The organism is Trinickia sp. NRRL B-1857, assembly GCF_050470685.1.
GTDB lineage: Bacteria > Pseudomonadota > Gammaproteobacteria > Burkholderiales > Burkholderiaceae > Trinickia.
Genome location: NZ_JBFLUK010000011.1, coordinates 1,384,571 through 1,400,298 on the forward strand (window position 1 = coordinate 1,384,571; position 15,728 = coordinate 1,400,298).

Sequence of the window (15,728 nt, forward strand, 5' to 3'; positions counted from 1 at the left end):
GGCGTCGAGCGGCAATACGCGAGCGGCCGGGTAACGCCGCAAGACGGCCTCGCGTTGACGTTCGATCCCACCGACGATCACGAGACCGTTTGCGCTGCTCACCGGCGCCTCCCACACCGGCTTCGCGACTCCCCAAACCGGCGTAAGCGAAATCGCGCCGATCATCGCAACGTCGTCGGCGTCGGCCGTTGCCTCGATGGCGGTCCCTGCCTCGACTACTCGAGAGCTGAATCCTCGCAGACGCACGCTGACGAGCCCTTGCTCGTTCATCAAGTCGATATCGAGCTTACGCACTGCACTATCCGCGGAGCTACCGTCGCTGTATCGCACCCACGCCCAAGCCTGCGCCGGGCACGTGCCGACGATCTCTAGGCGTTCCAGCGCAAACGGCAACGCGGCCTTTCCGTCCGATTCGCCAAGGCTCAGCCCCAGCGAAGACTGCAACGCGGCATCCATCATGCTCGGGTGCAAAACGAACGGTTCGACGCTCAAGGAGGCCGGCAGCGCCAGCTTGGCTAACACCTGCGCCTGACCGCGATCGTCTTGGCCGATATGCAAGGCTTCGATGCCGCGGAAGGTGGCGCCGTATTGCAGGCCGAGCGCATCGTAGATGGCGTAGCACTGCGCGCCCTCCACGATCGTGCTTTGGCACTGTGCATGCAACGCGTCCAAAGCCAATGCGTCCGGCTCGCTCGCTTCGATGAGCACGGCACGCCCTTGCGAATGCATGACGGCATCCGCGGTCTTATCCGCTTGCGTGTAGATCTCGTAGTCGATCTCGCCATCGTCTTGCGGCGTCAAGGCGATATGCACCGCTTGTCCCGACTCGCTCACCACAAGCGGCCGAGCAAACGTCACTTGCTTGAGCACGACCGCGCTCGTGCCATTTTGGTCAAGATCGGCCGCCTGCATCACCGCGGCGCGGGCCATCTCAAGGTGCGCGACACCGGGCAGGACGCGCTGTCCCTGAACCACATGATCGCGCAGGAAGAATTCGTCTCCCTTGAAGGCTGAACTGAAGCGTTGATCGGCAAGGTTAGACGTGTTTTGGTGGAGTAACGGGTGCAGTGCGACAGCGCCCGTGGCGCCGCGCTCCTTCATTGCCGGTACCCAATAGCGTTCCTTCGCGAACGGATAGGTGGGTAGACTCAGACGGCGCGGCTTCGTATCGCCGTACAGCGTCTCCCAGTCCACCGTCATGCCCTTGGCCCACAGCTCCACCAGCTTGCCGTATTTGCCCTTGGACACCCACGAGTCGATCGTTTGACGGAAGTCGTCGTCTCCGGCGAATAGCCCCAGCGATTCCTTGCTGCGCTTCTGGTGGCCCTCATAGACGTCTTCGAGGCTCCGTCCTTCGAGGATGCCGCTCAGCTTGTCCTTCAACGCTTGCATCGAATCGGCCAGCAGGCCCACGCGCGCTTCCATCGCCTCGCGTCCCACTTGCAGCGTGTAGGCTACGTCGGCTAGGTCGGCATCGGTCAAGTCTCGGGTTTGCACTGCCTCCAACAATTGGCGAACTTGGTCCTGCAAGCGCTCCTCATTCTTCGCCGACAGCACAATAACCGCCGGCCTTGCCGACGTGACGGGCACAATTGCACGAGCCTCTTCGCTCGGGATGTACTCTTCCAGAATCACGTGCGCGTTGGAGCCGCCCGCGCCAAACGAAGAAATGCCCGCGATGCGCGGATATTCCTTTGCCGGCCCCCCGTCGACCGACACCACCGGCCGCTTCCATTCGCCCAACTCGCGCTGAACCACGAACGGCGTCTTCTCGAAGTCGATGTTCGGATTGAGCGTATCGGCATGCAGGCTCGGCACCAGTGTCTTGTGCTTCATCTGGAGCACAACTTTCGTGACACCGGCAATACCCGCCGCGCTTTCGGCATGACCGATGTTCGATTTCGCCGAACCGATCGCGCAGTACTGACCTGCCTCGCCCGTTTCTCCGAACGCCTTAGTCAATCCGGTGATTTCGATCGGATCGCCTAACGCCGTACCCGTGCCATGCGCTTCGATATAGCTGATCGTGCGCGGATGAACGCCCGAGCGCTGCTGCGCCTGACGAATCAATTCTTCCTGCGCATTCGGGCTCGGTACCGTGTAGCCGTTGGTCTTGCCGCCGTGGTTGATGCTCGTGCCACGAATCACCGCGTGGATCACGTCGCCGTCGGCCTGCGCTCGGCTCAACGGTTTAAGCAGCACGACACCCACGCCCTCGCCCGGCACGAAGCCGTTGCCGCCTTCACCGAAACTCTTGCACCGGCCGTCGGAAGACAGCATCCGCTGCATACTCAACGCGATGTAATTGGACGGATGCACATAGAGGTTCACGCCTCCGGCCAAGGCCAACTCGCATTCGCCTCGGTACAAGTGCTCGCACGCTTCGTGAATTGCCGTCAACGAAGCCGAGCACATCGTATCGATCGGCATGCTCGGGCCTTGCAGATTCAGCAGATACGACACGCGATTGGCCACCGAACCAAACGACGTGTGCGGATGGAATTTCTCGCCTTGTCGCCACAGCGGCGGGCCATACAGATCGAAGCCCGTCTTCGTGATACCTGCAAACACGCCTACCCGGCGTTGGTGCCTGCTCTCCAAACGCTCTCGCGTATAACCGCTATCTTCCAGCGCAGACCAGCACGCCTGCACGAACAAGCGCTCTTGCGGATCCATCCCTTCGGCTTGGCTCGGCGGAATATTGAAAAACAGCGGATCGAAGTCGGCGAAGCCGTCGAGGAAGCCACCCCACTTGCTATAGCTCCTGCCTTCGGCCAATGCCCGCTCGGGGTCGGCCTCATAGAAATCGGTCAGCGACCACCGCTCTTGCGGGATCTCCGTGATGCTATCTCGGCCCGACTTCAAGTTCTCCCAGAACGCCTCTAAGCTCGACGCCTGCGGATACCGTCCACTGATACCGATGATTGCGATCGGCTCGCGTTCGCCAGGCCCTCGAGCCTCCGGCGCCCGGCTCCGGCCTATCGTCTGCCCTCTAATCGAACGAAGCTGAAGCGTGCCCTGGCCATCGCTCGAAGTTTTCGCCTTCGGCGTATGGTCACCGCGCGTTGCATTCAGCCCGCACCAACGCTTACTCGCTTCGGTATGCTCTTCGGCAAAATACCCTGCCAACGCATCGAGACTCGCGTATTCGTAAAACAGCGTCTTCGACAGCGCCCCGAATACCGCCACCAGCTTCTCGTTCAGCGCCATGATCATGATCGAGTCAATGCCATAGCTCTCCAGCGGCTCGCTCGCATCCAGACGATCGACGGGTAGCTTGCTCGCCGCCGAGAACAACGTCTTCAATCGATACAGCGTTTTCTCTTTCACGACATGCGCGTCGATTTCGGCGACCTCCGCGATCTCGGCACCTGCTTTGGCAGTAGCTTGGCGCGGTTGCGCCTCGGCAGTGGCGAGTACGACCACCTGCGACTGTTCCGATGCAAACGCGTCGTAAAGCGCCTGAATCCCCGCGGCCGTTTCGAGCGGACGCATACCCCGCTCGCGCAAACTCGCACGTACAGCGGCATCCACCTGCATACCGCCTTCGGCCCACAACGGCCAATTGACGGAAAGGGTTCGTCCATGCCGCCGGCCGGCCGCAACCATGGCGTTGCGATACGCCGCGTAACCGTCCATAAAGCTATTGGCCGCCGCGTAGTCCGCTTGCCCCACGTTGCCGAACACACCGGCTGCCGATGAAAACAGCACCATCCAATCGAGTGCCATCTCCCGCGTCGCTTCGTCAATCGCGACAAGCCCCGACACCTTCGGCGCCAATACCGCGCGCAACTCGGCCGTCGTCTTCTTCAGCAGGAAGTTGTCGCGAATCACCCCCGCGCTATGGACGATCCCATGCAATGCGCCGAACTCGTCGACGATTCCATCGACCAAGCCCTGCACCACGAGCGCATCGGCAATATCCGCCTGGCGGTACACCACCGTCGCGCCCAACGCGCGCAGTTGCTCGAGCTGGGATTGCTTGCGCTCATCGAGTGCGGAGCGCCCGCTCAGTACCAAAACCGGCGCGTGGCAGTGCTCGGCGATTTCGCGCGCGAACAGCAACCCCAATCCCCCCGCTCCACCGGTAATCAGATACACGCCGGCGTCGCGCCACAGCAATTGAGCCGGCGTGTTTGCGGGCACCTCGACCTCGGCGAGCGTAACCAATTGCCGTTCGCCCCCTACATAGCGCACACGCGCGTCCTGCGGAGCGGCTGCGTTTTCTTGCAATACGGTTGAGACATCGTCCGCCGTGGCTTGCCTGCTCACGCTGATCAATTGCCCTTGCAGCTTCGGATTCTCTTGACGAGCCGTTTTCAGGAGCCCCGAGAGCCCCGCCATCAATTGGGCCTCGCCGTCGTCTGCGATCACGACTTGCAACAGCACATCACCGGCCGGCTTCGCCTTTAGGACCGTTTGCAACAGTGCCGTCATCTGCGCGGTTGCCGCTTCGTAGCGCGCGGCGATGCCGCTGTCGCCGCCCAACAGCGCATGTCGCGCTTGCGGCACTTGCGCTTCGATCTTCTCGGCCAAGGCCTCGAATTCCGCGTTCAGCACCACCCAGCGCTGAGCATGGGCCGCACGAGCAGCGCCTTCTATGGGTTGGGCTCGCCACTGCGGTTTGAGCAGCAGCGTGCCGACAGGCGCATTATTCGACACGGCGATGTGCTCGACAACGCGCGAGCTCAACCCGTGCAGGCGCGCGCAAACCTGACCGTGCACATCCATCACGTCGATATCGAGTTCGCGCACCGTGCGGCCGGCCGTGCTGCCAGTGCCATAACGCACCCACGCCCACGCTTGCGACGAACACGGACCGAACACGTCCAATCGTTCCAGTGCACTGGGCGAAAGTGCGTTGCGGCCCGATTCGCCCATGAGGTTCATGCCCAAGGCAGCTTGCAGCGCCGCCTCCATCATGCTTGGATGCAACACGAACCCGTCGACGCTAGTGCCGGCCGGCATCGCGAGCTTTGCCAACGCCTGAACCCGCCCCTGATCGTCGCGACCGATGTATAGCGCCTCCAACCCGCGGAAACTCGCACCGTAATTCAAGCCCGATGCATCGAAGGCCGCATAGCAGTCGGCGCCGCCGACGGTCCGGTCCTCGCATTGCGCCCGCAGCTGATTCACGGACAACGCGGCGCACGCCGTCTGTTCGCCCAATACCGCTTGGCCCTGCGAGTAGACGATGGCTTGCGCGTCCTCCTCAGCTTGCGAGTAGATCTCATAGGCGATCATCCCGCCGTCTTGCGGTATCAACACGACGTGTACCTGCTGTCCCGCATCGCCCACGATCAATGGCTGAGCAAACGTCACACGCTCGAGCTTGATGCCCGCAGCGCGCGTGGTCTGCACCAAGGCCGCGCGCGCCATCTCCAGATGAGCCATCGCGGGTAGCACACGTTGGCCCCGGACGATATGGTCGCGCAGGAAGAACTCGCTTCCGTTGAAGGTCGAACTGAAGCGCTGTTCGTTAAAGTCAGAGGTGTTTTGATGGAGGAGCGGATGTAATGCGGCACCACCTGCCGCGACGCGCTCTTTGGTGGCCGGTACCCAATACCGTTCCTTCGCAAACGGATAGGTCGGCAGGCTGATGCAGCGCGGCTTCGTATCGCCGTATAGCTTGTTCCAATCGAATACCAGTCCCTTCACCCACAACTCGAGGAGCTTGCCGTATTTGCCCTTGGATACCCACGATTCGATCGCTTGCTGCAAATCCTCATCGCCGACGAACAGACCCAGCGCGTCCTTATTTCGCTTGACCTGTCCTGTGTGAACGTCTTCCGAGGCGCCGCCGTCGATGATCGCGTGCAACTTATCCTTCAGTGAATCGACCGACTCGGCCAATACGCCCAACCGAGCCTCCATCGCCTCGCGTCCCACTTGCAGCGTGTAGGCTACGTCCGCTAGGTCGGCATCCGTCAAGTCTCGGGTTTGCACGGCCTCCAGCAGTTGGCGCACTTGGTCTTGCAAGCGCTCCTCGTTCTTCGCCGACAGCACGATAACCGCCGGCCTTGCCGACGTGACGGGCACAATTGCACGAGCCTCTTCGCTCGGGATGTATTCCTCTAGAATCACGTGCGCGTTGGAGCCGCCCGCGCCGAACGACGAGATGCCTGCAATACGCGGATATTCTTTTGCCGGTCCCCCATCGATCGACACCACCGGCCGCTTCCACTCGCCCAACTCCCGCTGAACGACGAACGGCGTCTTCTCGAAGTCGATGTTCGGATTGAGCGTATCGGCATGCAGGCTCGGCACCAGTGTCTTGTGCTTCATCTGGAGCACAACTTTCGTGACACCGGCAATGCCCGCCGCGCTTTCGGCATGACCGATGTTCGATTTCGCCGAACCGATCGCGCAGTACTGACCTGCCTCGCCCGTTTCTCCGAACGCCTTAGTCAATCCGGTGATTTCGATCGGATCGCCTAACGCCGTACCCGTGCCATGCGCTTCGATATAACTGATCGTGCGCGGATGAACGCCCGAACGCTGCTGCGCCTGACGAATCAATTCCTCCTGCGCATTCGGGCTCGGTACCGTGTAGCCGTTGGTCTTGCCGCCGTGGTTGATGCTCGTGCCGCGAATCACCGCGTGGATCACGTCGCCATCGGCCTGTGCCCGGCTTAGCGGCTTAAGCAGCACGACACCTACGCCTTCACCCGGCACGAAGCCGTTGCCGCCTTCACCGAAACTCTTGCACCGGCCGTCGGAGGACAGCATCCGCTGCATGCTCAACGCGATGTAATTGGACGGATGCACATAGAGGTTCACGCCCCCGGCCAAGGCCAACTCGCATTCGCCTCGGTACAAGTGCTCGCACGCTTCGTGAATTGCCGTCAACGAAGCCGAGCACATCGTATCGATCGGCATGCTCGGGCCTTGCAGATTCAGCAGATACGACACGCGATTGGCCACCGAACCAAACGACGTGTGCGGATGGAATTTCTCGCCCTGACGCCACAGCGGCGGGCCATACAGATCGAAGCCCGTCTTCGTGATACCCGCGAACACGCCTACCCGGCGTTGGTGCCTGCTCTCCAAACGCTCTCGCGTGTAACCGCTATCTTCCAGCGCGGACCAGCACGCCTGCACGAACAGGCGTTCTTGCGGGTCCATCCCTTCGGCTTGGCTCGGCGGAATATTGAAAAACAGCGGATCGAAGTCGGCGAAGCCGTCGAGGAAGCCACCCCACTTGCTATAGCTCCTGCCTTCGGCCAATGCCCGCTCGGGGTCGGCCTCATAGAAATCGGTCAGCGACCACCGCTCTTGCGGAATCTCCGTGATGCTATCTCGGCCCGACTTCAAGTTCTCCCAGAACGCTTCTAGACTCGACGCCTGCGGATAGCGCCCGCTAATGCCGATGATTGCGATCGGTTCGCGTTCCGCGGAACCCCGGCTCAATAGCGCACGTCCTTGTCCTCTGAACGAGCGCAACTGAGTGGCGCCTTCGCTAACGCTTTGTGTCTGTCGCTGGCTCTCGCGCTTCGCGGCATTCACACCGCACCAACGGATGCTCGTCTCCGCGTGCTCTTGCGCGAAATAACCGGCCAGTAAATCGAGGCTTGCGTATTCGTAGAACAGCGTCTTCGACAATTCGCCGAACACTGCCACCAGCTTCTCGTTCAACGCCATGATCATGATCGAGTCGATGCCGTAACTTTCGAGCGGCTCGCTCGCATCCAGACGATCCATCGGCAGCTTGCTCGCTTCCGAGAACAGCATCTTCAGCCGATATAGCGTTTTCTCCTTCAGGAGATCCGTATTGGACGCGACTCGATCCGAAGGTACCTCTCTTTCAACGAGCGCTTGCACGCGCGAGCGGCAACCCAGCAAACGAGCGAAGACGAGCCCTTGCTCGTCCATCAGGTCGATGTCGAGCGTGCGGACCGCGGTATCGGTTTTGCTCCCCGCGCTAAAACGCACCCATGCCCATGCTTGCGACGGAGATGCGCCGAAGATTTCGAGGCGCTCCAGCGCAAAGGGCGACGACGCCTTGCCGTCGAACGTCCCTGACTCGCCTAGATTCAGCCCCAACGCAGCAACCCACGCAGCGTCCAATACGCTCGGATTCAACACGAACGACTCGACACTCGACCCCGCCGGCATCGCGAGCTTAGCCAGCACTTGTGGACGGTTTCGATCGTCTTCGCCCACGTACAGCGATTCGAGCGCACGGACGCCCCGACCATATTGAAGGCCCAACGCTTCAAGGGCCGCATAGCACTGACCGCCGTCGATCCGCTGGTTCTGGCACTGCTTCAGCAACGCATCGATTTCGACCGTCACCGGCTCAATTGCTTGTTCCGATACCGCTTGACCTTGCGAATAGACAATCGCTTCCGCATTGGCATCCGCTTGCGTATAGATCTCGTAGCCGATCGCGCCGCCCGCTTGCGGCAGCAGCGCAACGTGTACGGTTTGTTCGCCGTCGTCGAACACCAGCGGACGACCGAACGTCACATGCTTGAGCACGACTCCAGTGCCATCTTTGTCCGCTACGGTCGCCGCCTGGATCACGGCGGCGCGCGCCATCTCCAGTTGGCTCGCAGGCGGCAGGATGCACCGACCCTCCAATTTGAGTTCGCGCAGCGCGCGTTCGTCGCCGGTAAAAGTCGAGCTGAATCGCTGTTCGCTAAGCGTCGAGGTATTACGGTGAAGCAACGGATGCAATACGGAAGCGGCCGTCGCAGCGCGCTCCTGCGTAGCGGGTACCCAATAACGTTCCCTCGCGAACGGATAGGTCGGCAGAGTCAGACGGCGCGGCTTCGTATCGCCGTACAGCATCTCCCAGTCCACCGTCATGCCCTTGGCCCACAGCTCCACCAGCTTGCCGTATTTGCCCTTGGACACCCACGAGTCGATCGTTTGACGGAAGTCGTCGTCTCCGGCGAATAGCCCCAGCGATTCCTTGCTGCGCTTCTGGTGGCCCTCATAGACGTCTTCGAGGCTCCGTCCTTCGAGGATGCCGCTCAGTTTGTCCTTCAACGCTTGCATCGAATCGGCCAGCAGGCCCACGCGCGCTTCCATCGCCTCGCGTCCCACTTGCAGCGTGTAGGCTACGTCGGCTAGGTCGGCATCGGTCAAGTCTCTGGCCTGCACTGCCTCCAACAATTGGCGAACTTGGTCCTGCAAGCGCTCTTCATTCTTCGCCGACAGCACGATAACCGCCGGCCTTGCCGACGTGACGGGCACAATTGCACGAGCCTCTTCGCTCGGGATGTACTCTTCCAGAATCACGTGCGCGTTGGAGCCGCCCGCGCCAAACGAAGAAATGCCCGCGATGCGCGGATATTCCTTTGCCGGCCCCCCGTCGACCGACACCACCGGCCGCTTCCATTCGCCCAACTCGCGCTGAACCACGAACGGCGTCTTCTCGAAGTCGATGTTCGGATTGAGCGTATCGGCATGCAGGCTCGGCACAAGCGTCTTGTACTTCATCTGAAGCACAACCTTCGTCACGCCCGCAATACCCGCTGCGCTCTCGGCATGACCGATGTTCGACTTGGCCGAGCCGATCGCGCAGTACTGGCCCGCCTCGCCCGTTTCTCCGAACGCCTTAGTCAATCCCGTGATTTCAATCGGATCACCCAACGAAGTGCCCGTACCATGCGCTTCGATATAACTGATCGTGCGCGGATGAACGCCCGAGCGCTGCTGCGCCTGACGAATCAATTCTTCCTGCGCATTCGGGCTTGGTACCGTGTAGCCGTTGGTCTTGCCGCCGTGATTGATGCTCGTGCCGCGAATCACCGCGTGGATCACGTCACCATCGGCCTGTGCCCGGCTCAGCGGCTTAAGCAGCACGACACCTACGCCTTCGCCCGGCACGAAGCCGTTGCCGCCTTCACCGAAACTCTTGCACCGGCCGTCGGAGGACAGCATCCGCTGCATGCTCAACGCGATGTAATTGGACGGATGCACATAAAGGTTCACGCCTCCGGCCAAGGCCAACTCGCATTCGCCTCGATACAAGTGCTCGCACGCTTCGTGAATTGCCGTCAACGAAGCCGAGCACATCGTATCGATCGGCATGCTCGGGCCTTGCAGATTCAGCAGATACGACACGCGATTGGCCACCGAACCAAACGACGTGTGCGGATGGAATTTCTCGCCCTGACGCCATAGCGGCGGGCCATACAGATCGAAGCCCGTCTTCGTGATACCCGCGAACACGCCTACCCGGCGTTGGTGCCGGCTCTCCAAACGCTCCCGCGTATAACCGCTATCTTCCAGCGCGGACCAGCACGCCTGCACGAACAAGCGCTCTTGCGGATCCATTCCTTCCGCTTGGCTCGGCGGAATATTGAAAAACAGCGGATCGAAATCGGCGAAGCCGTCGAGGAAACCACCCCACTTGCTATAGCTCTTGCCCTCGGCCAATGCCCGCTCGGGGTCGGCCTCATAGAAATCGGTCAGCGACCACCGCTCTTGCGGGATCTCCGTGATGCTATCTCGGCCCGACTTCAAGTTCTCCCAGAACGCCTCTAAGCTCGACGCCTGCGGATACCGCCCACTGATACCGATGATTGCGATCGGCTCACGTTCCGCGGACTGTCGAGTTGCGAGTACACGGCGTTCGCCGTCTACTTGGCCTCGCGTCGAACGTGGCTCAATTGCACCTTCGTTTCGCGGCCTTGATCCGCTCTCGTGCGTCGGCGTGTCTAGACCGCACCAACGCGTACTCGCCTCGGTATGCGCTTGCGCAAAGTAGCCGGCCAACGCATCGAGCGTGGCGTATTCGTAGAACAACGTCTTCGACAGCTCACCGAACACCGCCACTAGCTTCTCGTTCAGCGCCATGATCATGATCGAGTCGATGCCGTAGCTCTCGAACGGCTCGCTCGCATCCAAACGATCGATAGACAGCTTGCTCGCTTCCGAAAACACCGTCTTCAATCGATATAGCGTCTTCTCCCTCAACAGACGCGCATCGATCTCGGCCGCGACTTCAGACGTCGCCTGGATACCGAGGGCTTTTCCTTCGACAAATTCGTCACCGCCCAAGGCGGAGTTGAAGCACTGTTCGTTTAGGCTCGAAGTGTTTTGATCCAGTACAGAGGCCACCACCGCATCGCTCGTCGACACGAGGGCCTTCGGAGAGGGCATCCAATACCGGTCCTTCGCGAACGGATAGGTAGGCAGGCTGAGACGCCGCGGCTTGGTTTCGCTGTAGAGCTTGCGCCAGTCGAACACCAGCCCCTTCACCCACGACTCGAGCAGTTTGCCGTAGTGACCATCGGCGGCCCACTGCGCAACGTCTGCGCCAATCGTTCCGTCTTGTGCTTCCTTGCCACGTTTGGCGTGCCCTTGGTACACCCCTGCGACGTCACGGCCATCCAAGACCGCGCGCAGCTTGTCCTTGAGTACCGCCATCGAATCGACCAGCAGGCCCAGCCGCGCATCCATCGCCTCGCGCCCGATCTGCAACGTGTACGCCACATCCGCTAGATCGGAGTCGGTCAATTGCCGTGCTTGAACCGCCTCCAGCAGTTGCTGAACTTGCTCCCTCAACCGCTCATCGTTCTTCGCCGACAGCACGACCATCGCCGGCTTAGCCGATGACACCGGCATCGCAACGCGGGCCTCTTCCTTCGGAATGTACTCCTCCAGAATCACGTGCGCGTTCACCCCGCCGAAGCCGAACGAACTCACGCCCGCGCGCCGCGGCAACGCGTTTCCACTCTCGTCTTTCAGTCGCTCCCACGGCTGATTGCGCTGCACGATGTAAAACGGGCTGTCCTCCAACTGGATATACGGATTGACCTGCTCGCTGTGCAAGCTCTTCACCAACGTCTTGTGCTTGAACTGCAACAAGACCTTGATCACGCCCGCCACGCCCGCCGCCAACTCCAAGTGACCGATGTTGGTCTTGACCGAGCCCAACCCGCAATAGCCTGCCGGCAACCCCTCTCCGCCCAATTCGGCGAATGCACTCTTCAGCGCATTGACTTCGATCGGATCGCCCAGCGGCGTGCCCGTCCCATGCGCCTCGATATAGCTAACCGTACGCGGATCGATACCCGCCTGCGAATACACACGCTTGAGCAAAGCGGCCTGCGCCTTCGGATTGGGCGCCGTGAGCGACTGCGCTCGTCCGCCATGGTTCTCCGCGCTGCCTCGGATCAAGCCGTAGATATGGTCGCCGTCGCGTTCGGCCGCGCTCAGTTTCTTGAGCACCAACATCCCCGCGCCTTCGCCGCGCACGTACCCATTCGCATCCTTCGAGAACGTCTTGCACCGCCCGTCCTCGCAGAGCATTCCCGCCTTGCTGAAACTCAGGAACGTCATCGGGCTGACCAACGTATTGACGCCGCCCACCACCGCCATTTCGAAACTGTCGTTGGCCAAGCCCTGCAATGCGCGATGGATCGCCACCAGCGAACTTGAGCACGCCGTCTCGATCGGCTCGCTCGGACCGTGCAGATTCAAGAAGTAGCTCATCCGGTTCGGCCCGATCGAGGGGACCAAACTCGTACTGCTATAGCCTTCCACGCGCGCGCCCGCTCGCGAAATCAGTCCGCTGTATCCGGTATCGCCCACGCCAATGAACACCGCCGTATCGCTACCGGATAAGCTCTGCGCCGAATACCCTGCATCCTCGATCGCACGCCATACGAACGTCATCAACAAGCGTTGCTGCGGATCCATCAATTCCGCTTCGCGCGGCGAGATGCCGAAGAACAGCGCATCGAACTCGCTGATGCCGTCCATGAAGCCGCCCCATTTGAGGCCGCCGCTGCCGTCCTTCGGGCCCATCTCGCCGTAGACCGTGCGCCAATCCCAACGCTCGGCCGGCACTTCGCTAATGCAGCTACGCTCTTGCAGCAAGTTCTGCCAGAACGCGTCCAAGTCCGGCGCTTGCGGGAAACACCCGCTCATGCCGATAATCGCGATCGCCTCCGGTTCATCCTTCGCAGAGCGCTGCGTCGTTACCGCCGGCAGCTCCGAGGCGAAGCGGCGGCGACGCCCTGCGTTCAGCGAGCGAGCCACGACCGGATGCGCATGCGCGACCCCGGAGGACTGTTGTACCGATTCCGCCTCGGGTTTCGGCTGCGCCTGTGCATGCGCCTGCCCCGGCGCCAATACGGCCGCCATCGCGTCGCCGTGCGATCGCACCAGATACTCGGCCATACTGCCCAGGGTTGTGTATTCGAAGAAAACCGTCGGCTCGAGCGACAGCTTAAAAGCGCGATTCAGTTGGTTATTCAACTGCGTGAAGCCGATCGAGTCGATGCCGTACTCGCTCAGTTCCGCGTCCAATTCCAAAGCGGCAATCTCGACCCTCAGCAAGGTCGAGACGGTTTGCATCAGCGCCGCCTGTACCTTCTCGGTAAGCTCCCCTTCTCCCATTGCCGGCGTTGCCGCGGCCTGCGACTGCATCGCCGCCTCGCGCAGGAACATCGACTTCAGCCGCTTGACGCTGCCGGCCAACACCACCACCTGAGACTGGCCCGAGGCGAATGCGTCGTAAAGCGCCTGAATGCCCTCAGCCGTTTCAAGCGCATGCATGCCACGTGTTTGTAGCCGCTCTTGCACCGCCGCGTCCACCTGCATGCCGCCCTCGGCCCATAACGGCCAATTCAGCGAGATCGTGTGTCCTTGACGCTCTCCCGCGGCAACCAACGCATTACGGTACGCCGCATAGCTATCCATAAAGCCGTTGGCAGTCGCATAGTCGGCTTGCCCAACGTTGCCGAAAACGCCCGCCACCGACGAGAACAGCACGAACCAATCGAGCACGATCGTCCGTGTTGCTTCGTCGAGCGCCACGAGCCCGGACACCTTCGGCGCCAGTACGGCGCGCAATTCGGCCGTCGTCTTCCTAAGCAGAAAATTGTCTTGCAGGACCCCGGCGCTATGCACGATTCCATGCAATGCGCCGAATTCATCCACGATCCCTTCCACCAGGCCCTGCACCACCAGCGCGTCGGCGATATCCGCCTGCCGGTAGGCCACCTTGGCACCCAACGCACGCAATTCGTCTAGCTGCGATTGCTTGCGATCGTCGAGCGCGGAACGCCCGCTCAGCACCAGAACCGGCGCATGAGCGCGTTGTGCGATCTCGCGAGCGAAGACGAGCCCCAATCCACCGGCCCCGCCCGTAATGAGGTACACACCCGAATCGCGCCATGGCAAGCGTGCTTGCTTGCCGATCGCCACCTCGGCAAGTTCGACCACCTGCCGGTGTCCTTGAACATAACGAACGCGGACATCTTGCGGCGCGGCCGCGTTCTCCTGCAATGCCGCCACCAGTTGATCCGCACTCGATTGCCGGCCGACGCCGATGACTTGGCCCAGCAACTTCGGATTCTCTTGACGGGCCGTCTTGAGCAAAGCCGACAACCCGGCCAGCAATGACGCATCCCCATCATCGGCGATAACGACCTGAAGCAGCACATCGCCGGCGGGCTTCGACTGCAAGACCACTTGCAGCAACGCCAGCATTTGCGTGGTCGCCGATTCATAACGCGCCGCGATTCCCCCCTCGCCGCGCAGCACTTCGCACTGCGCTTGAGCAAGGCGCGCCTCCACCGTGGCCGCCAAAGCACCGAACGCGTCGCTAAGCACGACCCAACGCTGCGCATAGTCGCCCGGCCCCGCGGCCTCGACCGCTTGATCGCGCCACTCCGGCTTCAGCAACAACGTCCCCGCGGCGGCCGGTTCTGCCGCTTTCGCGCCGTCCATTACGCGAGAGCTGAATCCGTGCAGCCGCGCGCATACCACGCCTTGCTCGTTCATCACGTCGATGTCGAGCTTGCGCACGGGATCGTCGGCCGTACTGCCTGCGCTATATCGCACCCACGCCCACGCCTGCGACGGGCATGCACGCCATACTTGCAAGCGCTCCAGCGCAAACGGCAACGACGCCTTAGCGCCGGACTCTCCCAAACTCAACCCAAGGCAAGCCTGTAGCGCGGCGTCCATCATGCTCGGATGCAGCACGAACGGCTCTTCGGTCAACCCCGCGGGCATCGTCAATTTTGCCAGCGCCTGGACCTGTCGATTGCCATCGCGCCCGACGTGCAACGCCTCGAGCCCACGGAAACTCTCTCCGTAATGCAACCCCAACGTATCGAACACCGCATAGCACTGGGCGCCGTCCACCGTCTTGACTTGGCATTGGGCTTTCAATTCGTTCAGCGCAAGCGTTACAGGCTCGGCAAGCGGCTCCAGCACAGCCTGGCCTTGCGAATACACCACCGATTGGGCATCCCCGCTCGCGTCGGCGTAGATCTCGTAGTCGATTTCGCCGCCTTCTTGCGGCATCAAGGCGATATGGACGTCTTGTCCGCCGTCGCCGACCACCAGTGGACGAGCGAATACCACCTGCTTGAGCGTAACCGCCGCGGCATGCTCGGGTCCGAGCTCCGCCGCCTGCGCCAGGGCTGCGCGCGCCATCTCCAAGTGGGCCACGCCCGGCAGCACACGCTGCCCCTGCACCACGTGATCGCGCAGGAAGAACTCGTCGCCCTTGAACGTCGAGCTAAAGCGCTGCTCGCTAAGATTCGATGTATTCCGATGCAGCATCGGGTGCAACGCGCAGGACTCTCTTCCCCCTCGCTCCTGAAACTGCCGCACAACTTCCAATGCCTTGATTTTCGACAAACGCTTGCTCTTTACTTCTTGGAATACATATTGAAGAAAGTCAATCATTTTTAGATTCAATCGCAGTAGCGCCCGACTCGGATCAAGCGCGTTTTACAAGAAAGCCGGCGTCG

At 61.4% G+C, this 15,728-nt stretch carries 1 protein-coding gene (cut by a window edge); it reads right to left on the reverse strand.

Annotated features, from left to right (window positions below; genetic code table 11):
- Positions 1 to 15,663 carry the 5' portion of an SDR family NAD(P)-dependent oxidoreductase gene (locus AB1286_RS26695; RefSeq protein ID WP_430366228.1) on the reverse strand. 13,233 nt of this gene lie to the left of the window's left edge, so the window shows 15,663 of its 28,896 coding nt (coding positions 1-15,663); the start codon lies at positions 15,661 to 15,663; its stop codon lies off the left edge, out of view.
- Between the last annotated feature and the right edge of the window lie 65 nt (positions 15,664 to 15,728).